The sequence below is a fragment of the Micromonospora sp. NPDC023966 genome (assembly GCF_040639095.1).
GTDB lineage: Bacteria > Actinomycetota > Actinomycetes > Mycobacteriales > Micromonosporaceae > Micromonospora.
In genome coordinates, this window is the sequence record NZ_JBEZZJ010000005.1 from 107,372 (window position 1) to 131,152 (window position 23,781).

Consider the following 23,781-nt stretch of genomic DNA (forward strand, 5'->3'; position numbering starts at 1 on the left):
GCCCGTCCGGCGGCCCACACGTGAGCGGCGTCGCTGGTCCGCCCGCAGCCGTGATGCGCCCGCCCCCGGACCGGTAGGTTGAGCGATCGTGGACGTACACGTCATTGACCACCCGCTCGCCCAGGCGCGGCTGACCGCCATGCGGGACGCCCGGACCGACTCCGCGTCGTTCCGGGCCGCGCTGCACGAACTCACCACCATGCTGGTGTACGAGGCCGCGCGCTCGTTCCCCGTCGAGAAGTACCCGGTGCAGACCCCGGTCACCGCCACCGAGGGCACCCGGCTGGCGAACCCGCCGCTGCTGGTGCCGGTGCTGCGGGCCGGTCTCGGCATGGCCGACGCCGCGCTCGGCCTGCTGCCCGAGTCGTCGATGGGCTTCGTCGGCCTGGCCCGCGACGAGGAGACGTACGAGCCGCGGCCGTACATGGAGTCGCTGCCCCGCGACCTGAGCGGCCTGCCGGTGCTGGTGCTCGACCCGATGCTGGCCACCGGCGGCTCGCTGGAGCACGGCTGCCGGCTGCTCGCCGACCGCGGCTGCACCGACATCACGGTGCTCTGCGTCCTCGCCGCGCCGGTCGGCATCGAGCGGCTGGAGCGCTCCGGGCTGCCGTTGCGCCTGGTCACCGCCGCGATCGACGAGGGCCTCAACGACCGGATGTTCATCGTCCCGGGCCTCGGCGACGCCGGGGACCGCCAGTTCGGCGGCATGCCCCGCTTCTGATCCCCGGACCGGCCCGTCGGCAGCGCCGGCGGGCCGCCGGGCTACGGACACGGCGAGTCCGTGCGCGGGGTGCGTCCAGCCGCTAGCGTCTCGGGCCATGACTGGTGTTGCGCTCGCCGAAGAGCTGCTGCTGCTCGCCTATGACGACGAAACCGGCAAGGCGACCATGCCGCGGATCAGCCTGGACCTGGGGATGGCCGCCGCCGTGCTGGTCGAGCTGGCCCTGGCCGGCCGGATCGCGTACGCCGACGGCAACCTGTCGGTGCTCGACCCGGCGCCGACCGGCGAGCCCATCGCCGACGAGGTCCTCGGCCGGATCGCCGCCGACACCCCGCACACCCCGTCCTCGTGGGTGCAGCGGCTGCGGCACGGCCTGCGCGACCGGATCCTCGGCGACCTCTGCGGCCGGGGCGTGGTGCGGGACGTCGACGAGACCGAGCTGGGCTTCATCCACGTGCACCGCTACCCCGTCGCGGACGCCTCGGTGGAGGCCGACATCCGGCAGCGGCTGGCCGACGCGCTGACCGTCGGGCAGATCCCCGACGAGCGGACCGCCGCGCTCGCCACCCTGGTCGCGGTGCTGCGGATGGAGCCGGCGCTCCGCCTGACCGGCACCGCCGCCGACGACGCCGGCAAGCGCCTGGCGGAGATCGCCAGCGGCGCCGGCTTCTCCGGCACGGTGAGCCTCGACGACAGCGTCGTCCGCCCCTCGGTGAGCCTGGTCATCGCCGCCCTGGCCCAGGCGGTGGACGCCGCCCTGGGCAAACGCCCCTGACCGTCCCCCGTCCCACCCGCCCACGCCCCGGTGATCATGAAGTTAGCGGCGGCGGAAACCGCTTCTCTGCCGCTAACTTCATGATCAACGCGGGGACGGGCGCGGGTCAGAGGCCGAGGGCTTTGGCGATCTCGTTGCGGAGTTCCGTCACTGCGGCGTGGGCGCGGCGGCGGGCAGCGGGGACGTCGCCGTCCGTCACCGGCTCCACCACCTCCAGGTACGCCTTCAGCTTCGGCTCGGTGCCGGAGGGGCGGATCACCACCCGGGCGGCGTCGGTCCGCAGGATCACCACGTCGGCCTCGGGGAGCAGGTCGAGCGTCCCGGTGACCGGGTGCCCCAGCAGAGCGATCGGGGTGGCCGCCCGGATCCGGGCCATGGCATCCGCGATCACCCGCAGGTCCTCCACCCGGACCGAGAGCTGGTCGGTGTGGTGCACGCCGAACTCGGCGGCCAGCTCGTCCAGCCGGTCGCTCAGCGTCCGGCCCTCCGCCTTCAGGCCGGCGGCCAGCTCGGCGACGGTCAGCGCGGCCGTGATGCCGTCCTTGTCCCGGACGTGCTCCGGCGCGACGCAGTAGCCGAGCGCCTCCTCGTAGCCGAAGACCAGCGGCTCCCGGCCACCACCGGCTCGAACGATCCACTTGAACCCGGTCAGCGTCTCGTCATAGGGCAGCCCCCGGGCCGCGGCCATGGCCCGGAGCAGGGTCGAGGAGACGATCGTGGTGGCGTAGAGGCCGGTCACCCCGCGCCGCATGAGGTGGTCGGCGAGCAGCGCGCCCACCTCGTCGCCGCGCAGCATCCGCCAGCCCCCGTCCGCCGGCACGGCCACCGCGCACCGGTCCGCGTCCGGGTCGTTGGCGATGGCGATGTCCGCGCCGGTGCTGCCGGCCAGCGCGACCAGCTTGTCGACCGCGCCCGGCTCCTCCGGGTTGGGAAAGCTGACCGTCGGGAAGGCCGGGTCCGGCTCGGCCTGCTCGGGCACCACGCCGGGCGTCGCGAAACCGGCCCGGGCGAACGCGGCGGTCAGCACCGCGGCGCCCACCCCGTGCAGCGGCGTGTACGCCACCTTCAGGTCCCGCGGCCCGGCCGGGTCGACCACCGCGGCGGCCCGCTCGACGTACCCGGTGATCAGGTCGTCGCCGAGCACCTGGCCGGGCGGGCCGAGCGGCACCTCGGCCAGCGGGCCGACCGCCCGGATGGCCGCCTCGATGCCGGCGTCGGCCGGCGGCACGATCTGCGCGCCCGCGCCCAGCACCCCGCCGAGCTGCGCACCCAGGTAGACCTTGTAGCCGTTGTCCTGCGGCGGGTTGTGGCTGGCCGTGACCATCACCCCGGCCACGGCGCCCAGGTGGCGCACCGCGAAGGCCAGCACCGGAGTGGGCAGCGGGCGGGGCAGCAGCAGCGCCTGGCGACCCGCGCCGGTGGCCACCTGGGCGGTGCGCTCGGCGAAGGCCAGCGAGCCGCGCCGGGCGTCGTACCCGATCACCAGCGGGCCCTCGCCGCCCTGGGCGGCGAGCCAGCCGACCAGCCCGGCGGCGGCCTGGGTCACCACCGCGAGGTTCATCCCGTTCGGGCCGGCCCGCAGCGGGCCGCGCAGCCCGGCGGTGCCGAAGGCCAGCGGGCCGGCGAACCGGTCGGCCAGCTCCGCCGCGGTGCCCGGCAGCGCGGCGAGGACGGCGCGCAGCTCGTCCCGGTCGGCCGGGTCGGGGTCGTCGTCGAGCCAGCGCTCGGCCCGGGCGCGAAGGTCGTCAAGGTCAGTGGTTTCCGCCGCCATTGCCTCATGAAAGCACGGCGGCGGATCACCACTGCCCGTCGGCCTCGACTTCAGTTGGCCCCGGTGAGCTGGAACGAGCGAGCCATCGCCTCGAAGATCGGCTTGCTCGCGGCGAAGTCGGCCTCGTTCGCGGTCAGGTAGAACGAGTAGACCTTGCCGTCCTGCACCACGCCGCGCCACATACCGTGCCGCTTCGCATCGCTGTCGCCGCAGGTGTATTCGAACTCCGCGGCCGGCTTGCCGGCCAGCGTCGGCTCGGTCATCGCCAGCTGCTGATAGGGCTTGGCGCAGGACTTGCTCTTGTCGCGCAGGTTGCGGGAGGCGAACTCGGCCCAGCTGATCGAGGTCCCGTTCCACTCCTCGGCGAGGACGCGCACCTTGCGGCCCTCGGTCTGCGGGTCGACGAAGTCGACGAAGACCCCGCCGGTCTTGCGATCCCAGCCCTTCGGCACCTGGAGGGTGACGCCCTTGACGGACTGCTCCTGCATCTCCACCGGCGGCGCCTCGGCGGACGACGAGGGCAGCGTGCCCACGATCGGCGGGGGCGCGTCGTCGCCGCCGCTGGTCAGCGCGATCACGCCGACCAGGAGCAGCACGGCCACGCCACCGGCGGCGGCGAGCTGGACCTTGCGCGGCCAGCCCTTCACCCGGTCGACGAGTTGGCCGCCGACACCCTTGGCCCGGCCGAGCGCGCCGTCGCCGGCTGGCGGGGCGGCCGGGGTGGTCGTCCAGGGCTGGCCGGTGCCCGGCACCGACCACTGGTTGCCGCCGTAGACCGGTTGGGTGGCCTCGGCGCCGCGCCCGTAGACGGGCTGGGTGGCGTCGGGGTGGCCGGCGGGCACCCGCTGGGTGGCGTCCGGCGAGATGCGCTGGGTGGCCTCCGGCGGCCCACCCGGGCCGGACATCGCCCCGGTGGGGGTGTGCAGCGGGCCGGCCAGCGCGTCGGCGCTGGTCTCGTCGAGCGCGGCGCCACCCGCCGCCGTGGAGCCGGGACGCTCGCCGCGGCGCAGGGCGGCGAGCCGGTCGGTCAGCGACTCGCCGGGGGCGATCATCGCCGGGCCGCCGATCTGGCCGCTCGGCTTCGGCTCGATGGCGGGCGGCGGCGTCGACGGCCGCTGCACGGGCACCACGGCGTACGGGTCGGTGACCGAGTTGACCGCGGTGGCGGTGCTGGTCAGCGGGCCGGCGAGCAGCTCGCGGAGCATGCCCCGGGCGGTGTGCACGTCCAGCCGGCGGGCCGGGTCCTTCTCCAGCAGGCCCATCAGCACCCGGGTCAGCGGGCCGCTGCGCTGCGGGGTGGCCGGCGGGTCCTCGACCACCGCGTGCATGGTCTCGATCGGGTCGCCCTTGTCGAACGGGGGACGCCCCTCCACCGCGGTGTAGAGCGTCACGCCGAGCGAGAAGAGGTCGCTGGGCGGGCCGAACTCCTGGCCCATGGCCCGCTCGGGGGAGATGAAGTGCGGCGAGCCGAGCACCATGCCGGGGGTGGTGAGCTGCACGTCGGTGGGCATCCGGGCCACGCCGAAGTCGGTCAGCACGCACCGGCCGTCGGAGCAGATGAGCACGTTGGCCGGCTTCACGTCGCGGTGCAGCACGCCGATCGCGTGCGCCACCTCCAGCGCGCCGAGCAGGGCGATGCCGATCTTGGCGACGGCGCGGGGCGCGACCGGCCCGTCCTCGATCACCATGTCGGCCAGGCTGCGGGCGTCCAGCAGCTCCATCACGATCCACGGGCGGCCACCCTCGGTGACCACGTCGTAGACCTGGACCACGGCGGGGTGCTGGATCGCCGCGGCGGCGCGCGCCTCGCGGAGGGTCCGTTCGTACATCGCGTCGCGGTCGCTGGGGGCGAGCCCTGGCGGGAGGACGACCTCCTTCACCGCCACGTCGCGGCGCAGCAGGGTGTCTGTCGCACGCCAGACCGTGCCCATGCCGCCGTTGCCCACCGGCGAGCGCAGCGAGTAGCGGTCACCGATGGTGGTGCCGGGTGCTGCGCGTCCAGTGGGGGGACTGGCCGGTCCGCCGCTCCACGTCGGGATCTGAGTCACAGAAAAGCCACCGGGGGATATCGAGGGGGCTGGGACACAACCCCCCTATCTTGCTGGTTCCGACGCCCGATGCGAAACCCGACGCGGCGGGCGTTTAACTACTCGACGGTATGTGTCCAGGTACTCACCTCCGGTCGATGGCCGCCCGCGCGGTGTGCCGTATCCCTCACCCAACGAACGGCGACCGCGTCCTACCATCCGGTAATGAGCGAAGCGCGGTCAAGCGAGTCGGGTTTCCCGATCAAGGGCGTCTACACGGCGGCCGACCTTCCGGAGGACCTGGACTCCCGGCTGGCCGGCCCGGGCGAATACCCGTACACCCGCGGGGTCTACCCCACGATGTACACCTCCCGCCCGTGGACCATGCGGCAGTACGCCGGCTTCGGCACCGCCACGGAGAGCAACGCGCGCTACCACCAGCTGCTGCGCGCCGGCACCATGGGCCTCTCCGTCGCCTTCGACCTGCCCACCCAGATGGGGTACGACTCCGACGACCCGATCGCGCACGGCGAGGTGGGCAAGGTCGGGGTCGCCATCGACTCCATCGAGGACATGCGGACGCTCTTCGACGGCATCCCGCTGGACAAGGTCTCCACCTCGATGACCATCAACGCGCCCGGCTCGGTGCTGCTCCTGCTCTACCAGCTCGTGGCGGAGGAGTCCGGGGTGCCGGGGTTGGCGCTCAACGGCACCATCCAGAACGACATCCTCAAGGAGTACATCGCCCGAGGGACGTACATCTTCCCGCCGAAGCCCTCGCTGCGCCTGGTCGCCGACACCTTCGCCTACTGCCGGGCCGAGGTGCCGAAGTGGAACACCATCTCCATCTCCGGCTACCACATGGCCGAGGCCGGGGCGTCGCCCGCGCAGGAGATCGCGTTCACCCTGGCCAACGGCGTGGAGTACGTCCGGGCGGCGCTCGCCGCCGGGCTGGCCGTGGACGACTTCGCGCCCCGGCTGTCGTTCTTCTTCGTGGCCCGCACCACGCTGCTGGAGGAGGTCGCCAAGTTCCGGGCGGCCCGGCGCATCTGGGCCCGGCTGATGCGCGACGAGTTCGGGGCGAAGGACCCGAAGTCGATGATGCTGCGGTTCCACACCCAGACCGCGGGCGTGCAGCTCACCGCCCAGCAGCCGGAGGTCAACCTGGTCCGGGTGGCGGTGCAGGGTCTCGGCGCGGTGCTCGGCGGCACCCAGTCGCTGCACACCAACAGCTTCGACGAGGCGATCGCGCTGCCCACCGAGAAGGCGGCCCGGCTGGCCCTGCGCACCCAGCAGGTGCTGGCGTACGAGACGGACCTGACCGCCACCGTCGACCCGTTCGCCGGCTCGTACGTGGTGGAGGCGATGACCGCCGAGCTGGAGACGGCCGCCGACGAGCTGATGCAGCGGGTCTTCGACCACGGTTCGGCGGTGGACGCCATCGAGGCCGGCTTCCAGAAGCGGGAGATCGAGCAGTCCGCGTACCGGATCGCCCAGGAGATCGACTCGGGTGAGCGGGTGGTGGTCGGGCTCAACCGGTTCCAGATCGACGAGGAGGAGCCGTACGAGCCGCTGCGGGTGGACCCGTCGATCGAGGTCGGCCAGGCGGAGCGGCTGGCCAAGCTGCGCGCCCAGCGGGACTCCGGTGCGGTCGAGCGCGCCCTGGCCGAACTGCGGGCCGCGGCCGAGGGCAACGCCAACGTGCTCTACCCGATGAAGGAGGCGCTGCGCGCCCGGGCCACGGTCGGCGAGGTGTGCGGAACGCTGCGCGACGTGTGGGGGATCCACCGGCCGAGCGACCGGTTCTGAGTCGACCCGACGGCGGCCCCGTCGGCACCTCGCGGTGTCCGGCCCGGGCCGCCGTCGCGTTCCCGGCCCCCGCGCTGACCTGGGCGTACGCCTCGCGGCGGCGTACAGTCGATGGTCTCCCCGCAGGTGGCGGGGGCGGTGACGGCTCGGCGCGGATCCTCCCCGGGCGACGCCGCCCGGGCGCCGCTCCCCGGGTCGATCGGCAGCGTGGCCGGGGCCGGCGCGCGTGTGCGGTTCCGGAATGCGGGTAACCCGCTCGGGTGAACGGGACGGACAGCCTGTGCGGTCGCACTTCGGGCCCGCATGTCACCGTGGGGAGTCGTCCGACAGCCGACCGTTGTCGCGCAATTGTCCGAGCGGCAGTTAATTGCCGCGACTAATGCGACAATTCGGAACGACGGCCCGGGATTTGGTGACCGTTGAATCGGTTACGCGTTGTAGGAGGTGTGGGGCAGATGACGGCGTTCGACCGCGATCTACCTGCTGTCCCGCAGATATTCGAGCCCTCTCACCAGGGCATTCGTGACGCTACGCGGTCCGACCGCTACGCGAAAGATGTTGCGCAGCGTCACCGCCGGAGGTCTAGGCTGTCTGCTGTTCTCCCCGATGATCCATCCATCTCTAGTGATCGAGAATTCGACGTGACGAGTGCGTTGACGCTGCCCCCGGGCGGCCCGCTGGCGTCGTCCTGGCCGGAGGCGCCGACCGGGTCCCAGCCCCTGCCCCTCGAGCTCGACCATCTGCTCGCCCTTCGGGTACCCGGCCTCATCGCGACCCGCCGTCACATCCACTCCCACCCCGAGCTGTCGGGCGAGGAGTTCGAGACCGCCGCACTGGTCCACCGCGAGCTCTCCCTCGCCGGGCTGAAGCCGCGCCTGCTGCCCAAGGGTAACGGCGTCATCTGCGACATCGACGGGCGCCCGGACGGCCCGGTGATCGCGCTCCGCGCCGACATCGACGCGCTGCCGCTCAGCGACCCGAAGGACGTGCCGTACCGGTCCACGGTGGACGGGGTCTGCCACGCCTGCGGCCACGACGTGCACACCACCGTCATGCTCGGCGTCGGCATGCTGCTCGCCCAGCTCGCCGACCTCGGCCAGCTCGACGGCCGGGTGCGGCTCATCTTCCAGCCCGCCGAGGAGATCCTGCCCTGCGGCTCGCTGGAGGTCATCGAGGCCGGCGGCCTGGACGACGTCGTGCAGATCTTCGCCCTGCACTGCGACCCGAACCTGCCGGTCGGCAAGGTCGGCCTGCGGGTCGGCCCGATCACCGCCGCCGCCGACAACGTCACCGTCCGGCTCACCGGCCCCGGCGGGCACACCGCCCGCCCGCACCTGACGGTCGACCTGGTCGACGCCCTCGGCCGGCTGGTCACCGAGGTGCCGACCCTGGTCAGCCGCCGGGTGCCGGCCAACAGCGGGCTGCTGCTGGTGTTCGGCCACGCCTCGGCCGGCACCCGCTACAACGTCATCCCCTCCGAGGCCTGCGCCGCCGGCACCCTGCGGGTGATGGACCGGGAGACCTGGGACCAGGCCCCGAAGATCGTGGCTCAGGTGGTGCGGGACGTGCTCGCCCCCACCGGCGCCACCGTCGACCTGGAATACCTGCGCGGCCGGCCGCCGGTCACCAACGACGCCCGGGCCATCGGCGTGCTCACCGCCGCCACCGCGGCCGCGCTCGGGCCGGAGGGCATCGCGGAGACCCCGCAGAGCATGGGCGGCGAGGACTTCTCCTGGTACCTGGAGCACGTGCCCGGCGCGCTCGCCCGCCTCGGCGTCGGCCGCAACGGGCCCAACGTGGACCTGCACCGGGCCTCGTTCGACGTGGACGAGCGCGCCATCCCGGTCGGCGTACGCCTCATGGTCCAGACCGCGCTGCGGGCACTGGCGGCGGTCCGCTAGGCACCGGACCGGCCGGTTCCGGCAGCGCCGGGCCGGCCGGCGGCGTACGGCGTGCGCGCCGGCGGGCCAGGGCCACCAGCAGCGCCACCGGCACCCCGATCGCCACCGCGAACGGCAGCACCGCGCCCAGCACCGTGAGCGCCACCCGCACCGCGCCCAGGAACGCCGACCAGCCGCCGCGCAGACCGGCCAGGAAGCCGAGATCCGTCTCCTCCTCGGCGGCCACGGCCTCCGGGCCGACGAAGGTCACCGTGATCGTGGAGAGCGCGGTGAGGTCGGCGAGCCGGCGCTTCTTCGCCTCCAGCGAGGCGAGATCCGCTTCCCGGCGGCCCACCTCGTTCTCCAACGTGACCAGGTCGCTGATCGAGGTGGCCCGGGCCAGGAGCCGCCGGGCGCTGTCCACCCGGGCGCGCTGGGTGGCGATCCGGGCGTCCAGGTCCACGGTCTCCTCGGTGACGTCCTCGGTCCGCACCTCGCGCCGCTCCTGCTCACCGAGGTCGACGAGTGCCTCCAGCACCTTCGTGAATCGATCCGCGGGCACCCGCAGGATCAGCTCGGCCCGGGCGTCCGCCGAGTCGCTGTGGCGCTGGTCGCCGCCGACGAAGCCGCCGGCCCCGGTCACCACCGTGCTCGCCTCGCGGGCCGCCCGCTCCACGTCGTCCACCCGCACCTGGAGCGTTCCGGTGTAGATGATCGCCCGCTGGTCGATCCGCAGGTCCGCGCCGCCCGCGCCGGACTTCGCCTGCTCCGGCGCGGCCTGGTCCCGGGCCGCCTCCCCGCCCGCCGCCGCCTGCGGCTGTCCGGCCGTACCCGCGTTGTCGCTCCCGCCGTCACCCGCGCTGCAGGCCCCGGCGCCCAACACCACCAGCAGCCCGGCCGCGGCGAGCGCCCGGCCCCGGCGGCGGCTGTCCCGTATCCTCATGTCCCCGCTCCGATCCTTCGGCGGCCCCCGCTGCGGGACCGATACGTCGGACGCGACGCGACACCGCGCCGGTTCCGGCAGACTGCGCTGAGGACGTCACGATTCGATAATCGAGGAGTCACGATGCAGGTCACCAAGTACGCCCACTCCTGCGTCCGGCTGGAGCACGACGGGGGAGTGCTGGTCGTGGACCCCGGAGTCTTCAGCGGACCCGAGGCGCTGGACGGGGTGGACGCGGTGCTGATCACCCACGAGCACCCGGACCACGTGAACGTCGAGGTGCTGACCCGGGCGCTGGACCGCCGGCCCGTCCCGGTGTACGGCCCGGCCTCGCTCGCCGCGGTGCTCGGCGACGCGGCCGAGGCGCTGACCGTGGTCACCCCGGGCGAGTCGTTCACCCCGGCCGGGGTGGCGGTCCGCACGTACGGCGGCCAGCACGCCGTCATCCACCCGGACATCCCCGTGGTCCCGAACGTCGGCTACCTGTTCAACGACGTCGTCTACCACCCGGGCGACGCGCTCGTCGTCCCCGACGACGTTCAGGTGGACACCCTCTTCGCCCCGATCCACGCGGCCTGGTCGAAGTTCTCCGAGGTGGTCGACTTCATCCGGGCGGTCGCGCCGCGGCGGGCGTTCGCGCTGCACGACGCGCTGCTCAACGACAACGGCTTCGCTGTGCTCGACCGGCAGTACTCCGCGCTGTCGAAGACCGAGTACCGGCGACTGGAACCGGGCACCCGGATCGACGCCTGAGCGGACATGGCCGGACCACCCCCCGACCTGGTCCAGCGGCTCTACGCGACGCCGCCGGACCGCTTCGTCACGGCCCGGGACGCCGCGGTTGCCGAGGCGCGCCGCGCCGGCGATCCGAAGGCCGCCCGGGAGATCGGCAAGCTGCGCCGGCCCACCGTGGCGGCCTGGCTGGTCAACCTGCTCGCCATCCGCCGCCCGGAGCTGGTCGCCGACCTGGCCCAGCTCGCCGAGTCGCTCCGCTCCGCCCAGCGCGAGCTGCGCGGCGGCCGGCTCCGCGAGCTCTCCGCGCAGCGCCGGGCCGTGGTGGGCGCCCTGGTCGCCGAGGTACGCAAGCTGGCCGCCGCCGAACCGGGCGCCCCGCCGGTCGGGAAGCTGCCGCTCGGTGAGGTCGAGGCGACGCTGAACGCGGCGCTTTCCGACACCGAGGTGGCCGAGCAGGTACGCGCCGGCCGGCTGCTGCGTCCCAGCCACTACGCCGGGTTCGGCGAGGTGCCCCGGCCACAGTTGCGGCTGGTCACCGGAGGCGGGGAGGAGGAGCCCGCCGTACCGGAACGGGCGGCCGAGCGGGCCGAGGCCCGGCGGACGCGCGACGAGCGGGCCGCCGAGCGGGCGGCGCGGGCCGAGCGGGCGAAGCGCCGCCGGGCCGTGGAACGCGAGCTGGCGAAGGCCCGCGACGAGCAGGACCGGGCCGAGGCGGAGCTGACCGAGGCCACTGGCGCGGAACGGGACGGCGTGGCGACGCTGGACCGGATCGAGACGGAGCTGGCCGAGCTGGAACGCCGCCGCGCCGTCGCCGAGCAGGAGCTGAGCCGGGCCAAGCTGGCCCGCCGGGGCGCGGAACGGTCGCTCACCGCCGCCCGCCGGCGCACCGGTGAGGTGGAGGCCGCGCTGGAGGCGCTGGACGCCGAAGAGGGGGATGCCGCGGAGGGTGGCGACGAGGCAGACTGACCGTGATGGATGACCACGGTGGACGGACGGTGGGGGGCCGCCGATGACCCCGGAGCAGGTCGCCGCCGCCAGCAAGCCGCTGGTGCTGGAGCTCGGGGAGGCGTTCTCCCGCTGCCCGTCGACGCTGCGCCGGGCTCGGCTGCTCGGCATCTCCGGCTGGGCCTTCTACATCACCGGCCGGGCCGGCGCGCTCGGCGACGTCCGCGCCGAGACGGTCGCCGCCGCGCTCGGGTTCATCGCCCCGGAGGCGGTCGCCGACGGCTGGGACGCCGCCGTGCGGACCGTACCTCCGCTGGAGGTGGCGGGCGCGAACCTGGCCGAGTGCTGCCGGTGGGGCGCCACCCACCTCGGCGACGCTCTGGAGACCGCACGCCTCGCCGGGCTGCTGGGCCGGGCGGTCGACGCGGCGGACGGCAGCGGGATGCCGCTCTTCGCCGCCTGGCGGGCCATGCCCGTCGACGACCCCGCGCCGGGCGCCCGGGCCGCCGTCGCGCTGCTGCTGCTCCGCGAGCACTTCGCCGGGGCTTACCTGCTGGCGGTGCGGGCCGCCGGGATGACCCCGCTGGAGGCGGTGCTGGCCGGGCCGGAGGGGGACGCCGGGGCCGCCGCCTGCGGCTGGTCACCGCCGTACCCGCCGGTCGGGCCACTGGTGCGGCGGCGGCTCTGGGCCGAGGCGGTGACCGACCGGCTGGTCTCCCCGGCGTTCCGGGCGCTCGGCCCCGGCGAGGGCGCGGAACTGCTCAACCTGCTCACCGCCGCCCGGTCGCACGTCCGTGGCGGATAAATGGGGAGCGCGGTCGCCGGGGCGGCTGCCAGGATCTGCCGCGTGACGCTTCCCGCCGGCTGGACGGTCCGCCGCCCCACCCTCGACGACGTGCCCGCGATCCTGGCGGTGGTGCACGCCGCCGACACCTTCGCCGTCGGCTACCCCGACTTCGACGCCGAGGACGTCCGGGACGCCCTGACCGCGCCCTTCGTCGACCCGGCCCGCGACTCCTGGCTGGTCACCGACCCGGAGGGCGTCGCCGTCGGCTGGACGATCCTGAGCAACCCGACCGGGGTGGGCCGGGAGTGGGTCGAGGTCTACGTCGACCCCGACCGGGGTGCCGACCTGCGCGCCCCGCTGCTGGCACGGCTGCTCGACCGGGTGGCCGAGCGGGCCGCCGAACGCGGCCTTCCCGCGCTCACCGCCCGGACCGGCGTCTTCGCGCCGGAGACCCGCTGGGCCGAGGAGCTGGCCGCGGCGGGCTTCACCCGGCTCAAGCGGTACATCCGGATGACCCGCTCGCTGGCCGACCTGCCCGCCGAGCCGACGCCCCCGGCCGGGGTCACCGTCCGGCCGCTGCGAGCCGACGACGAGGCCGACCTACGGCTGTTCCACCGGATCTTCGACACCGCGTTCCGGGACACCCCCGACTACGAGCCGGTCGACTTCGACCGGTGGCGGGAGCAGCTCTCGTCGCACGACAAGACGTGGGACGAGTGGTTCGTGGCCGAGGTCGACGGGGAGCCGGCCGGCGCCCTGCAGTCCTCCGACCAGACGCTCGACCAGGACATGGGCTGGGTCCGGACGCTGTCGGTGCTGCCCGCGTACCGGCGGCGCGGGGTGGGGGCGGCGCTGCTGCGCCGGGCCTTCGCCGTCTACGCCGCGAAGGGCCGGGCCGGGGCCGGGCTCGGCGTGGACCTGGCCAACCCGACCACCCCGGTCACCCTCTACCGCTCCGTCGGGCTGACCGAGGCGCGCTGGACCGACATGTACCAGCGGAGCGTCCCCGCCGCGGGTGTGTGATAGGCGACCCGCCGCGGGGTCGCCGCCCGGCCGCGGATCCGGCCGGAGCAGACTGGAGCAGTGGGATACGCGCTACGCGGACGCGGTGCCGGTGGGGCGGGACCGCAGCTCGGTGACGTAGTCGTCCGGCGCGCCCGCCTTCTCCGCCGCGTTCGCGATCTCCGACAGGTACCACGACGTCGGCAGGCCGCCCTCGTAGCCGTCGAAGACGTAGACCCAGGCGGTCACGTCCCCGTCCAGGGTCGAGACGCGCACGGTCAGCTTCCGGTACGTCGCGGAGGTCACGCCCTCGATCTCGTCGAGCTGGGCCGCGTCGTACGGGTGGATGTCGTAGAGCGCCACGAAGACCCGGTCGCCCGGCGACTCGACGACCGTGCTGACCGAGCCCTCCCAGCCGATGACGTCCTCGCCCGCGAAGGTGAGCCGCCACCCCTCCAGCCAGCCGGTGTCCACCATCGGCGAATGCGGACAGTAGGCACGCATGCGGGCGGGATCCAGGTTTGAGCCGTAAGCGGCGTAAAGACGCACGGCGATGACGATAGCCCGGCGGGCGGGTGGGGGAGAATACGACGGTGCGTGTCGAGCACGACGGGGAGAAGAAAGTCACTGTGATCATTGATCGGGGGCGAGCGCGGTGAGCGCGAGGAGTGCAGCGGAGCGGAGCCCCGCAGTCGCGAACGAAAGGATGGCTCTGTGAGCCAGATCGTGATCATCGGCGGGGGTCCGGCCGGGTACGAGGCGGCGCTGGTGGCCGCCCAGCTGGACGCTGATGTCACCGTGGTCGAGGCGGAGGGGGCCGGCGGCGCCTGCGTGCTCTCCGACTGCGTGCCGTCCAAGACCTTCATCGCCAGCTCGGAGGTGGTCACCGGCTACCGGGACACCGAGGAGTTCGGCGTGCACTCCGACGGGCTGGAGGCGGTCACCGTCGACGCTCCGGCGGTGCACCAAAGGGTCAAGCGGCTCGCCCTGGCCCAGTCCGCCGACATCCACGCCAAGCTGATCAAGGCGGGGGTCGAGTTCGTCGCCGGCACCGCCCGGCTCGGCGAGGACACCCTCGGCCACACCCACCGGGTGATCGTCACCCCGGCCGACGGCGGCGAGGAGTACTCGATCGCCGCCACCACCGTGCTGATCGCCACCGGCTCCACCCCGCGCCAGCTCCCCACCGCCGTACCCGACGGCGAGCGCATCCTGACCTGGCGCCAGGTGTACGACCTGCCGGAGCTGCCCGAGCACCTGATCGTCGTCGGCTCCGGCGTGACCGGCGCCGAGTTCGCCAGCGCCTACCTGGCCATGGGTGTCGAGGTCACCCTCGTCTCCAGCCGGGACCGGGTCATGCCGCACGAGGACGCCGACGCTGCCTCGGCGATCGAGCGGGTGTTCCGCAACCGGGGCATGACCATCCTCAACAACTCCCGCGCCGAGGCGGTCCGGCGGATCGGCGACGGCGTCGAGGTGGTGCTCGCCGACGGCCGGGTGGTGGCCGGCTCGCACGCGCTGATCGCGGTCGGCTCGATCCCCAACACCGCCGACCTTGGCCTCGCCGAGTACGGCGTCGAGCTGGCCCGGGGCGGCTACGTCACGGTGGACCGCGTCTCCCGGACCAACGTCCCCGGCATCTACGCGGCCGGCGACTGCACCGGGGTGCTGCTGCTGGCCAGCGTCGCCGCCATGCAGGGCCGGATCGCGATGTGGCACGCGCTCGGCGAGGCGGTCCGGCCGCTGCGGCTGCGTACCGTCGCGGCCAACGTCTTCACCGACCCGGAGCTGGCCACCGTCGGCGTCTCGCAGGACGAGGTGGACGCCGGCAAGGTGCCGGCCCGCCAGGTGATGCTGCCGCTCTCCGGCAACGCCCGGGCGAAGATGGCCGACCTGGCCGACGGCTTCGTCAAGCTCTTCTGCCGGCCCGCCAGCGGCCAGGTGATCGGCGGCGTGGTGGTGGCGCCGAAGGCCAGCGAGCTGATCCTGCCGATCACCATGGCGGTGGAGAACAACCTCACCGTCAACGAGCTGGCCCAGACCATCACGATCTACCCGAGCCTGTCGGGCTCGATCACCGAGGCCGCCCGCCAGCTCATGCTCCACGAGCTGGAGTAACCTCCCGCTCCCGGGCCGGCACCGCCACCTCGACGAGGTGGCGGTGTTCCCAGCCTCGGGGCACCGCCACCTCGCCGATCTCGCGGCGGAGCAGGGTGCCGGCGACCACCGCGAGCAGGGCGACCTCGGCGAGGATGAGCAGGCGTTCGGCGAGGCCGATCAGCACCCGGTCACCGGGGTAGGCGGACCAGATCATCGCCGCGGCCAGCAGCAGGCTGGTCAGCGTGAGCCCGCGCAGCCAGCCGGCGGCCCGCCCGCCGAGCCGCCGGGCGAGCAGCCAGCCGGCGACCGGCAGGGCCAGGAAGGCCACGACCGAGGCGTACCGGTGCAGGTAGGCGGCGGTGTCCATGGGCAGCCCCGGCTCGTTGGTGGGCACCACCGCGGCGGCCACCAGACCGGCCGACCAGGCCACCAGCAGCGCCCGGCCGAGCCGGCCCGCGCCGGCCCGGCGCAGCGCCGGCAGGAGTACGACGGTGGCCGCCGCCAGTACGGCCATGGCCGTGTCGATGACGCCGCCCCGGTCGGAGACGGCGAAGTCGCTGACGGTCAGCGACCAGGGACTCAGGTCGTCGCTCACCTCGAGGTGACCGAGGACGGCGAGCACCGCCGCCAGGGCGATCCCGCCGAGCGCCAGCAGGCCGCTGTTCCGGGTTCCAGGCATGCCTCAGCCTGTCGCCGGAACCGCCCGAAACGGATCGGGGACCACCACCCACTTCGATCCCGGGGTCGCCCCCTACCGGCCGCTCGGGGTGGAAGGGAATCAGGCCACGTTGAGCTGGATGTTCCCGATCCGGGCGACCACGTCGAGATGCCCGCCGAGACCGGTCACGTAGGCCCTCAGCGTCTCGAGACTGGTGTTCTCCCCATTCTCGATCTGGCTGATCCTCGCCTGGGACAGCCCCGCGGCCTCAGCCAACTGGATCTGCGTCATGCCCAGCTGTTTGCGGATCTCGGCGAGTTGCGCACCGCTGACCGAGGCGAGCATCTGCTCCCGGAACTGTCCACGCCGAGCCGTGCGGTCAGGCTCGTCCCAGGCCGGGTCGATCTTCCTGGCCTTGGCCTTGACGTCTCGCCAGTTGGCTCCATCGGTCATTGCTGAGCTTCCTTCAGGCTGATGAGGTGCTCCTGGAATCGTGCGTCCGCCAGGGGGATGGCCGTCCGGTACCAACTCTGCCACTGTCCCGACTTGTCCCCGGCCACCAGGAACACGGCTTCCCGCAACGGATCGAAGGCAAAGATCATGCGTACCTCCGTCGGTCCGGCCGAACCGGGTCGTAGCTCCTTCATGTGATGGAACGTGCTGCCTTTCAGGCGGTCGACCAAGGGTCGCCCCAGTGCGGGGCCGTGCTCCCCGATCAGGTCGATCGCTTCGCTGACGAGGTCAGCCGTGAGGGAATCGGTCCTGCACAGGTCTAGGAACCACGCTTCGACCTCCGGATGCAGTCTGATCTCCCACATGTCGTCAATATAAGGGCAGCTTATATTGCCTGCCGGTCGGACACACTGGGAGAGCGGAGAAGTGCGGGTCAGTCGACCGTTGCCTTGGCTTCGGGGCGGGCGTGGCGGGCGCTGATCACCGTCATGGCCCAGCCCGCCCCCGCGAACCCGGCCGCCGCCGCCCCGCCGATCAGCAGCAGCCGCCACGCCGACTCGGTCAGCGCGGCGCCGCCGAGGTGGCCGACGAGCGTCCCGTACGCGGCCCAGGCCGTGGCCGCCGCCGCCTCGTAGAGGATGAAGAGGCGGTACGGGTAGCGACTGCGCCCGGCCGAGAAGCAGGCGGCCATCCGGCCCCCGGGCACGAACCGGCAGAGCAGGATCACCAGCGGCCCCGGTTCGCGCAGGCCACGGGTGACCCGGGCGGCGGCCCGGCGGGCCCGGCCCGGCGTCGCGTGTCGCGGTTCGCGGCGGGCCGGCGCGGTACGACCCAGCACGTAGCAGGCGAGGTCACCGGCGAATACGCCGAGCGCCCCCACCGCGATGGTCAGCGGCAGGTTGAGCCCGCCGTAGACGGTCAGCGCCCCGCTGGTGATCATGACTACCTGAGTGGGCACCACCGGCACGAAGGCGTCGGCGACCAGCAGGGTGAGCAGCACCGCGTACGCCCAGGTGGGCGACGCGATGTCAGAGATGAGTTCGGCCACGACCGCCACCTCGCCGGAGTTCCCCGTTCGACCGCACCGAGCTTGACGGCGTGTCCCGCGTCACCGCGAGCGGCCCTGCCCGGCGGTGACCGCCGACACCAGCAGGCCACCGGTGTTCAACGAGGCAGCGCCGCCGAATGTGACGAGCCGCCGAGGCGTCGCCGACCGCCGGAGCGGGCGGCGGATCGCCGATCCGCGGCGTACCGTTGTCGGCGCGCGGCTCCGGAGACGTCGGGTCCCCCGTTCCCGACGGACGGGCCGCCGCGGGTCGCCGGCAGGTCCCGTGCCGGCGACCCGCCCCCACCGCACCGCATCGAGGTGCGTTGCGAAATCCAGGTGCACCCGCCGCGCCGCCGCGCGTACCGTCGCCGCATGCGCAGCGCGGTGGTGACCACGACGCCGGGTATCCCCGGCGCGCCGCACTGACGTTTTCGTCGACGAGGCCCCGGGGCGATCCGCTCCGGGGCCGCGTCGCGTTCCGGGTCAGCTCGCCTCCGGGTCGTACCCGATCAAGGAGAGCGACATGATCGACCACCGCAGGCTCGGCCGGGACCTGGAGCTGTTCGTCTCGGACCCGCTGGCCGGCGCCGGCCTGCCCATCTGGCTGCCGGCCGGCGCCGCGGCCCGGCACGCCGTCGAGGAGTACGTGCGGGAGCTGGAACGCCGAGCCGGCTACCGGCACGTCTACTCGCCGCCGCTGGGCAAGCGGGAGCTGTTCGAGCTGTCGGGCCACCTCGGCTACTTCGCCGACGACATGTTCCCGCCGATGCGGCTGAGCGCCGACGACGAGTTCGTGCTGCGCCCCGCGCTCTGCCCGCACCACGCGCTGGTCTTCCGCGCCCGGGGCCGCTCCTACCGGGAGCTGCCGCTGCGGGTAGCCGAGATCGGCGGGATGTACCGGGCGGAGCGCTCCGGGGTGCTCGGCGGGCTGTCCCGGGTCCGCGCCATCTCGCTCAACGACGCGCACAACTTCTGCGCGCTGGAGCAGGTCGGCGACGAGGTACGGGAGATCCTCCGGCTGATCGGCGAGGCGCACGCCGCGCTCGGCGTCCGGCCGGCCGGGTTCCGGCTGTCGCTGCGCGGGCCGGGGGAGAAGTACGTCGGCGACGACGCCGACTGGGCGCGGGCCGAGGAGCTGCTCCGCGCGGCGCTCGACGGGGTGGACTACCACGAGGGCCCGGGCGAGGCCGCCTTCTACGGCCCGAAGATCGACATCCAGATCGTGGACGCGGCCGGCCGGGAGTCGACCATCTCCACCATCCAGCTCGACTTCGACAAGCCGGAGCGGTTCGACCTGTCGTACATCGACGCGGACGGGCGCCGGAAGCGGCCGGTCATGGTGCACCGCAGTCTGGTCGGCAGCATGGAGCGGCTCTTCGCGTACCTCATCGAGGTGCACGCGGGCGCCTTCCCGGCCTGGTACGCCCCGGTGCAGCTGGTGCTGCTCCCGGTCGACGACGGCCAGGCCGACGCGGCCGTGGCGCTGGCCCGCCGGGCCGAGGCGGCCGGGCTGCGGGCCGAGGTCGACCTGGCCGGCTCGCTGGGCGCCCGGATCCGCGATGCGGCCCGCCGCCGGGTCCCGTACGTCGGGGTGGTCGGCCCTCGGGAGGCGGCCGACGGCGCGGTCTCGCTGCGACTGCGCGACGGTCGCGGGCTCGACCCGATGCCGGCGGCCGACGCGCTCGGGCTGATCGGACGGGTGGTCGCCGCCCGCTCCGCCGAGCTGCTGCCGGCGGAGTGAGCGGCCGTCCGGCACCGGCTCCCGCCGCGCGGGGTGGGTGGCCGGTGCCGGGCCTGTCGCCGGGTCCACGTCAGTTCCCCGCCGGCGTCGCGGCCGGCGCACCGGCCGGCGCGGCCCCCGGGACGGGCGCGGGCACCTCGTCGGTGATCACCGCGCCGGCGAACTGCGACCGGTAGAGCCGGGCGTACGCGCCGTCGGCGGCGACCAGTTCGTCGTGCGTGCCCTGCTCGACGATCCGGCCCTGCTCCATCATGAGGATCAGGTCGGCGTCGCGGATGGTGGAGAGGCGGTGCGCGATGACGAAGCTGGTCCGGTCGGTGCGCAGCGCCGCCATGGCCCGCTGGAGCAGCACCTCGGTGCGGGTGTCGACCGAGCTGGTCGCCTCGTCGAGGATGAGCAGCGACGGTTCGGCGAGGAACGCCCGGGCGATGGTGATGAGCTGCTTCTCGCCGGCGCTCACGTTGCTACCCTCCTCGTCGATCACGGTGTCGTAGCCGTCGGGGAGGCTGCGCACGAACCGGTCCACGAAGGTGGCCCGGGCCGCGGCCAGGATCTCCTCCTCGGTGGCCATCGGCCGGCCGTAGGCGATGTTGTCCCGGATGGTGCCGCCGAAGAGCCAGGTGTCCTGGAGCACCATGCCGATCCGGCCGCGCAGCTCGTCCCGGCGCATGGAGCTGATGTCCACCCCGTCCAGGGTGATCCGGCCGGCGTCCAGCTCGTAGAACCGCATGACGAGGTTGACCAGGGTGGTCTTGCCGGCGCCGGTCGGGCCGACGATGGCCACCGTGTGCCCGGGCTCGGCCACCAGCGAGAGGTCGTCGATCAGGGGCTTGTCCGGGTCGTACCGGAAGGAGACGTGCTCGAACTCGACCCGGCCGGTGACCCGGGGCGGCGCGGGCCGGTCCGGGGTCTGCTCCTCGGCGTCGAGCACCTCGAAGACCCGCTCGGCCGAGGCCACCCCGGACTGGAGCAGGTTCGCCATCGAGGCGATCTGGGTCAGCGGCTGGGTGAACTGCCGCGAGTACTGGATGAACGCCTGCACGTCGCCGAGGCTCATCGTCCCGGAGGCCACCCGCAGCCCGCCGACCACGGCGATCGCGACGTAGCTGAGGTTCCCGACGAACATCATCGCCGGCATGATGATCCCGGAGATGAACTGGGCGCCGAAGCTGGCCCGGTACAGCTCCTCGTTCTTGGCCGCGAAGGCGGCCTGCGCCTCGCGCTGCCGGCCGAAGACCTTGACCAGCTCGTGGCCGGTGTACGTCTCCTCGATCAGGCCGTTCAGCTCACCGGTGTGCCGCCACTGGGCGATGAACCGGCGCTGCGACCGCTTGGCGATCTGCTGCGTGACGACCACCGACAGCGGCACCGCCACCAGGGCGACCAGGGCCAGCAGCGGCGAGATCCAGACCATCATGGCCAGCACGCCGACGACGGTGAGCAGCGCGCTGAGCAGTTGGCTGAGCGTCTGCGACAGGGTCTGCGAGATGTTGTCGATGTCGTTGGTGACCCGGCTGAGCAGCTCACCCCGGGGCTGCTTGTCGAAGTACGGCAGCGGCAGCCGGTTGAGCTTCTCCTCCACCTCGGCGCGCAGCCGCAGCACGGTGCGCTGCACCACCCCGTTGAGCAGCCAGCCCTGCCACCACATCAGCAGGCTGGCGCCCAGGTAGAGCGCGAGCGCCAGGGTGAGCGTGCGACCCAGCGCGGTGAAGTCGATGCCCGCCCCGGGCACCACGTGCATCCGGGCCAGCATGTCGGCGAAGTTGTCGTTGCCCGCGGCCCGGGCCCCGGCCACCGCCTGCTCCTGGGTGGTGCCGGGGGCGATCTGCCGGCCGACCACCCCGGCGAAGATGATGTCGGTGGCGTGCCCGAGGATCTTCGGACCGGTCACGGTCGCCGCGACGCTGGCCACCGCCAGGGCGACGATCGCGGTCAGGGAGAACCGGTGCGGCCGCAGCCGGCCCAGCAGCCGGCGGGCGGACGGCCCGAAGTTCATCGACTTCTCCGCCGGCATGGCGGCGCCCATCCACGGCGGCCCCCCGCCGCCGCGGCGTCCGGCCGCGGGCAGCCGCTGCGGCGCCCGCCCGTCGGCGGCGGCCTTCGGGCCGGGGCCCGGCTTCTGCCCGGGTACGGCCGTCATGCCGGCACCTCCGCCGTCTGCTGGGACGCCACGATCTCGGCGTACGTCGGGCAGGTCACCAGCAGGTCCTCATGTCGTCCCATCCCGACGACGCCCCCGTCCTCGAGCACGATGATCTGATCGGCGTCGATGATCGTGGAGACCCGCTGGGCCACGATCACCACCACCGCGTCCGCGGTGACCGGCTTGAGCGCGGCCCGCAGCCGGGCGTCGGTGCCGAGGTCGAGCGCGGAGAAGGAGTCGTCGAAGAGGTAGATCTCCGGCTCGCGGACCAGCGCGCGGGCGATCGCGAGCCGTTGGCGCTGGCCGCCGGAGACGTTCGTGCCGCCCTGCGCGATCGGCGCGTCCAGGCCGCCCGGCATCTCCGCCACGAAGTCCCGGGCCTGGGCGATCTCCAGCGCCGCCCAGAGTTCGGCGTCGGTCGCGTCCGGGTTGCCGTACCGGAGGTTGCTGGCGACGGTGCCGCTGAACAGGTACGGCCGTTGCGGCACCAGCCCGATCCGGCGCCACACCTCGTCGGGTTCCAGCAGCCGGACGTCCACCCCGTCGACCAGCACGGCGCCGGCGGTCGGGTCGACCAGCCGGGGGATCAGGGTGAGCAGGGTGGTCTTGCCGGCGCCGGTGGACCCGATGATGGCCGTGGTCCGGCCGGGGCTGGCCCGGAACGAGATGTCGTGCAGCACCGGCGCGCTCGCCCCCGGGTACTGGAAGGCGACCCGGCGGAACTCCAGCTCCGCGCGCCGGGTCATCGCGATCATCGGCTCGCTCGGCGGCACCACGGACGAGTCGGTGTCCAGCACCTCGACGATCCGCTCGGCGCACACCGCCGCCCGCGGCACCATCATGAGCATGAAGGTCGCCATCATGACCGCCATCAGGATCTGCATCAGGTACTGCAGGAAGGCGGTGAGTGCGCCGACCTGGATCTGACCGGAGTCGACCCGCTCCGCGCCGAACCAGAGCACGGCGACGCTGGAGACGTTGAGCACCAGCATCACCACCGGGAAGATCAACGCCTGGAGCCGGCCGATCCGTAGGGCGGTCGCGGTCAGGTCGGTGTTCGCCACCCGGAAGCGCTCCGTCTCGTACGGCTCGCGGACGAAGGCCCGCACCACCCGGATGCCGGTGATCTGCTCGCGCAGCACCCGGTTGACCGTGTCGATCCGGGTCTGCATGAGCCGGAAGCCCGGAACCATCCGCCGGGTGATCAGGCCCAGCGCGACCGCCAGGACCGGTACGCAGACCAGCATCAGCCAGGAGAGGCCCACGTCCTCCTGGAGCGCCATGACCACGCCGCCGACGCTCATGATCGGCGCGGCGACCAGCATGGTGCAGCTCATCAGCACGAGCATCTGCACCTGTTGCACGTCGTTGGTGTTCCGGGTGATCAGCGAGGGCGCACCGAACCGGGTCACCTCACGGGCGGAGAAGCGGTTGACGTGCTCGAAGATGCCGGCCCGCACGTCGCGCCCGAAGCCCATCGCGGTCTTCGCGCCGAGGTAGACGGCGACGATCGAGCAGGCGATCTGGAGCAGGCTGACCAGCAGCATCCAGCCGCCCGTACGCATGATCTGGTCGGTGTCGCCGAGGGCGACGCCCCGGTCGATGATGTCGGCGTTGAGGCTCGGCAGGTATAGCGAGGCCATCGTGCCGACGAACTGGAAGGCGACCACCGCGGCCAATAACCGCCGGTACGGGCGCAGGTGGGTACGGAGCAGGCGGATCAGCACGGACGGCTCCCCGATGGGTTCTCGGTGTTGGGCTCGCTGTCCCGGTTCAACCGGCGAAGGTCCCCGTCGGACATGCTCGTGATGATTTCGGTGAGGAACTCGCGGATCACCGCCTGCTTCGCCGGGTCCGCGTCGACCGAGGTGAGCGGCCGGTTGCTGTGGATCAGGTCGATGATGGCGAGGGCGTGCTCCCGGCCCTTGTCGGTGAGGCTGAGCTGGACGGTGCGCCGGTCGGCGGGGTCCCGGCGCCGGGCCACGAAGCCGTCGCGCTCGAGGGTGTCGACGATGCCGGTGAGGGTGGCGGGCCGGACGAAGCACCGCTCCGCCATCTCCCGGTGGGTGCTGTCGCCGGCCCGCAACAGGATCAGCAGCACCCGCATGCCGGCGGAGGTGAGCCCGTGGTGTTCGGCCAGGTAGCGCCCCCAGTGCTGTTCGACGACGTGCCCGGCGATCGAGATGAGCCGGCCGAGCGGCGCCTGCTGGAGCGCGTCGGGGAAGCGGACGAGCGGTCCCATG

The 23,781-nt window shown here is 73.4% G+C and carries 21 protein-coding genes; 10 read left to right on the forward strand and 11 right to left on the reverse strand.

Features of this window, described 5'->3' with window-relative positions; translation table 11 throughout:
• Nucleotides 1-88 precede the first annotated feature (88 nt).
• Nucleotides 89-721, forward strand: a complete 633-nt coding sequence (gene upp / locus AB0F68_RS10820; protein ID WP_357335056.1) for a uracil phosphoribosyltransferase — start codon at nt 89-91, stop codon at nt 719-721.
• A gap of 97 nt (nt 722-818) precedes the next feature.
• Nucleotides 819-1,496 (forward strand): GPP34 family phosphoprotein, encoded by a 678-nt coding sequence (locus tag AB0F68_RS10825; protein ID WP_357335059.1) that lies wholly within the window; start codon nt 819-821, stop codon nt 1,494-1,496.
• Nucleotides 1,497-1,602: 106 nt separating this feature from the next.
• Here the strand turns inward: AB0F68_RS10825 and AB0F68_RS10830 are convergent, their stop codons facing one another.
• Both AB0F68_RS10830 and AB0F68_RS10835 read right to left on the reverse strand, forming a co-directional pair.
• Nucleotides 1,603-3,267, reverse strand: a complete 1,665-nt coding sequence (locus tag AB0F68_RS10830; protein ID WP_357335061.1) for a phospho-sugar mutase — start codon at nt 3,265-3,267, stop codon at nt 1,603-1,605.
• Between the two features lie 50 nt (nt 3,268-3,317).
• On the reverse strand, nt 3,318-5,315 hold the full coding sequence (locus AB0F68_RS10835) for a protein kinase (protein ID WP_357335063.1): 1,998 nt from the start codon (nt 5,313-5,315) through the stop codon (nt 3,318-3,320).
• Between the two features lie 204 nt (nt 5,316-5,519).
• Between AB0F68_RS10835 and AB0F68_RS10840 the strand changes: the two genes are divergently transcribed.
• Both AB0F68_RS10840 and AB0F68_RS10845 read left to right on the forward strand, forming a co-directional pair.
• Nucleotides 5,520-7,103, forward strand: a complete 1,584-nt coding sequence (locus tag AB0F68_RS10840; protein ID WP_357335067.1) for a methylmalonyl-CoA mutase family protein — start codon at nt 5,520-5,522, stop codon at nt 7,101-7,103.
• Nucleotides 7,104-7,744: 641 nt separating this feature from the next.
• On the forward strand, nt 7,745-9,004 hold the full coding sequence (locus AB0F68_RS10845; RefSeq protein WP_357335070.1) for an amidohydrolase: 1,260 nt from the start codon (nt 7,745-7,747) through the stop codon (nt 9,002-9,004).
• Here AB0F68_RS10845 and AB0F68_RS10850 read toward each other — a convergent pair.
• A complete protein-coding gene (locus AB0F68_RS10850; protein ID WP_357335073.1) occupies nt 8,961-9,926 on the reverse strand; it encodes a DUF4349 domain-containing protein in 966 nt (321 codons plus the stop codon). The genes AB0F68_RS10845 and AB0F68_RS10850 overlap by 44 nt on opposite strands.
• Nucleotides 9,927-10,049: 123 nt before the next feature.
• Between AB0F68_RS10850 and AB0F68_RS10855 the strand changes: the two genes are divergently transcribed.
• Genes AB0F68_RS10855 through AB0F68_RS10870 form a run of 4 tightly spaced genes read left to right on the forward strand, consistent with a single transcriptional unit; the run spans nt 10,050 to nt 13,416 of the window.
• Nucleotides 10,050-10,679: an MBL fold metallo-hydrolase gene (locus AB0F68_RS10855; protein ID WP_357335075.1), complete on the forward strand. Its 630-nt coding sequence runs from the start codon at nt 10,050-10,052 to the stop codon at nt 10,677-10,679.
• Nucleotides 10,680-10,685: 6 nt separating this feature from the next.
• A complete protein-coding gene (locus AB0F68_RS10860; RefSeq protein WP_357335078.1) occupies nt 10,686-11,627 on the forward strand; it encodes a hypothetical protein in 942 nt (313 codons plus the stop codon).
• Nucleotides 11,628-11,670: 43 nt separating this feature from the next.
• Nucleotides 11,671-12,411, forward strand: coding sequence for a hypothetical protein (locus AB0F68_RS10865; protein ID WP_357335080.1), 741 nt, complete (start codon nt 11,671-11,673; stop codon nt 12,409-12,411).
• 42 nt (nt 12,412-12,453) lie between these two features.
• Nucleotides 12,454-13,416 (forward strand): GNAT family N-acetyltransferase, encoded by a 963-nt coding sequence (locus tag AB0F68_RS10870; RefSeq protein WP_357335082.1) that lies wholly within the window; start codon nt 12,454-12,456, stop codon nt 13,414-13,416.
• A 72-nt stretch (nt 13,417-13,488) separates the two neighbouring features.
• Here AB0F68_RS10870 and AB0F68_RS10875 read toward each other — a convergent pair whose 3' ends face one another.
• Nucleotides 13,489-13,944, reverse strand: a complete 456-nt coding sequence (locus AB0F68_RS10875) for a gamma-glutamylcyclotransferase (protein ID WP_357335085.1) — start codon at nt 13,942-13,944, stop codon at nt 13,489-13,491.
• A 165-nt stretch (nt 13,945-14,109) separates the two neighbouring features.
• On the opposite strand from AB0F68_RS10875, the gene AB0F68_RS10880 reads away from it, so the two are divergent.
• Entirely contained in the window at nt 14,110-15,513 is a 1,404-nt protein-coding gene (locus AB0F68_RS10880) for an NAD(P)H-quinone dehydrogenase (RefSeq protein ID WP_357335087.1), read from the forward strand.
• Here the strand turns inward: AB0F68_RS10880 and AB0F68_RS10885 are convergent.
• From AB0F68_RS10885 to AB0F68_RS10900, 4 genes are all read right to left on the reverse strand, one after another.
• A complete protein-coding gene (locus AB0F68_RS10885; RefSeq protein ID WP_357335089.1) occupies nt 15,491-16,174 on the reverse strand; it encodes a DUF998 domain-containing protein in 684 nt (227 codons plus the stop codon). The genes AB0F68_RS10880 and AB0F68_RS10885 overlap by 23 nt on opposite strands.
• Before the next feature lie 99 nt (nt 16,175-16,273).
• Nucleotides 16,274-16,606 carry a helix-turn-helix transcriptional regulator gene (locus AB0F68_RS10890; protein ID WP_357335091.1) on the reverse strand — a complete coding sequence of 111 codons (333 nt, stop codon included), beginning with the start codon at nt 16,604-16,606 and terminating at the stop codon, nt 16,274-16,276.
• Nucleotides 16,603-16,971 (reverse strand): type II toxin-antitoxin system RelE/ParE family toxin, encoded by a 369-nt coding sequence (locus tag AB0F68_RS10895; RefSeq protein WP_357335093.1) that lies wholly within the window; start codon nt 16,969-16,971, stop codon nt 16,603-16,605. Before AB0F68_RS10895 ends, AB0F68_RS10890 begins: the two co-directional genes overlap by 4 nt.
• A 68-nt stretch (nt 16,972-17,039) precedes the next feature.
• Nucleotides 17,040-17,654, reverse strand: coding sequence for a VTT domain-containing protein (locus AB0F68_RS10900; RefSeq protein ID WP_357335095.1), 615 nt, complete (start codon nt 17,652-17,654; stop codon nt 17,040-17,042).
• A gap of 508 nt (nt 17,655-18,162) precedes the next feature.
• On the opposite strand from AB0F68_RS10900, the gene thrS reads away from it, so the two are divergent.
• A complete protein-coding gene (gene thrS, locus AB0F68_RS10905) occupies nt 18,163-19,395 on the forward strand; it encodes a threonine--tRNA ligase (protein WP_357335375.1) in 1,233 nt (410 codons plus the stop codon).
• Nucleotides 19,396-19,465: 70 nt separating this feature from the next.
• On the opposite strand, the gene AB0F68_RS10910 is transcribed toward thrS, so the two are convergent.
• The 3 genes from AB0F68_RS10910 to AB0F68_RS10920 are packed head-to-tail and all read right to left on the reverse strand — an operon-like array spanning nt 19,466 to nt 23,780.
• Nucleotides 19,466-21,535 carry an ABC transporter ATP-binding protein gene (locus AB0F68_RS10910; RefSeq protein ID WP_357335097.1) on the reverse strand — a complete coding sequence of 690 codons (2,070 nt, stop codon included), beginning with the start codon at nt 21,533-21,535 and terminating at the stop codon, nt 19,466-19,468.
• A complete protein-coding gene (locus tag AB0F68_RS10915; protein WP_357335099.1) occupies nt 21,532-23,265 on the reverse strand; it encodes an ABC transporter ATP-binding protein in 1,734 nt (577 codons plus the stop codon). Before AB0F68_RS10915 ends, AB0F68_RS10910 begins: the two co-directional genes overlap by 4 nt.
• Nucleotides 23,259-23,780, reverse strand: a complete 522-nt coding sequence (locus AB0F68_RS10920) for a MarR family winged helix-turn-helix transcriptional regulator (RefSeq protein WP_357335377.1) — start codon at nt 23,778-23,780, stop codon at nt 23,259-23,261. The genes AB0F68_RS10915 and AB0F68_RS10920 overlap by 7 nt, the downstream gene beginning before the upstream one ends.
• Nucleotide 23,781 lies beyond the last annotated feature (1 nt).

What these genes read in the sequence shown, in the direction of transcription:
- AB0F68_RS10825 (WP_357335059.1), top strand. Translation starts at nt 819, where the DNA reads ATGACTGGTGTTGCGCTCGCCGAAGAGCTGCTGCTGCTCGCCTATGAC.
- AB0F68_RS10830 (WP_357335061.1), bottom strand. Translation starts at nt 3,267, where the DNA reads ATGGCGGCGGAAACCACTGACCTTGACGACCTTCGCGCCCGGGCCGAG.
- AB0F68_RS10840 (WP_357335067.1), top strand. Translation starts at nt 5,520, where the DNA reads ATGAGCGAAGCGCGGTCAAGCGAGTCGGGTTTCCCGATCAAGGGCGTC.
- AB0F68_RS10850 (WP_357335073.1), bottom strand. Translation starts at nt 9,926, where the DNA reads ATGAGGATACGGGACAGCCGCCGCCGGGGCCGGGCGCTCGCCGCGGCC.
- AB0F68_RS10855 (WP_357335075.1), top strand. Translation starts at nt 10,050, where the DNA reads ATGCAGGTCACCAAGTACGCCCACTCCTGCGTCCGGCTGGAGCACGAC.
- AB0F68_RS10860 (WP_357335078.1), top strand. Translation starts at nt 10,686, where the DNA reads ATGGCCGGACCACCCCCCGACCTGGTCCAGCGGCTCTACGCGACGCCG.
- AB0F68_RS10865 (WP_357335080.1), top strand. Translation starts at nt 11,671, where the DNA reads ATGACCCCGGAGCAGGTCGCCGCCGCCAGCAAGCCGCTGGTGCTGGAG.
- AB0F68_RS10885 (WP_357335089.1), bottom strand. Translation starts at nt 16,174, where the DNA reads ATGCCTGGAACCCGGAACAGCGGCCTGCTGGCGCTCGGCGGGATCGCC.
- AB0F68_RS10890 (WP_357335091.1), bottom strand. Translation starts at nt 16,606, where the DNA reads ATGACCGATGGAGCCAACTGGCGAGACGTCAAGGCCAAGGCCAGGAAG.
- AB0F68_RS10895 (WP_357335093.1), bottom strand. Translation starts at nt 16,971, where the DNA reads ATGTGGGAGATCAGACTGCATCCGGAGGTCGAAGCGTGGTTCCTAGAC.
- AB0F68_RS10910 (WP_357335097.1), bottom strand. Translation starts at nt 21,535, where the DNA reads ATGACGGCCGTACCCGGGCAGAAGCCGGGCCCCGGCCCGAAGGCCGCC.
- AB0F68_RS10920 (WP_357335377.1), bottom strand. Translation starts at nt 23,780, where the DNA reads ATGGGACCGCTCGTCCGCTTCCCCGACGCGCTCCAGCAGGCGCCGCTC.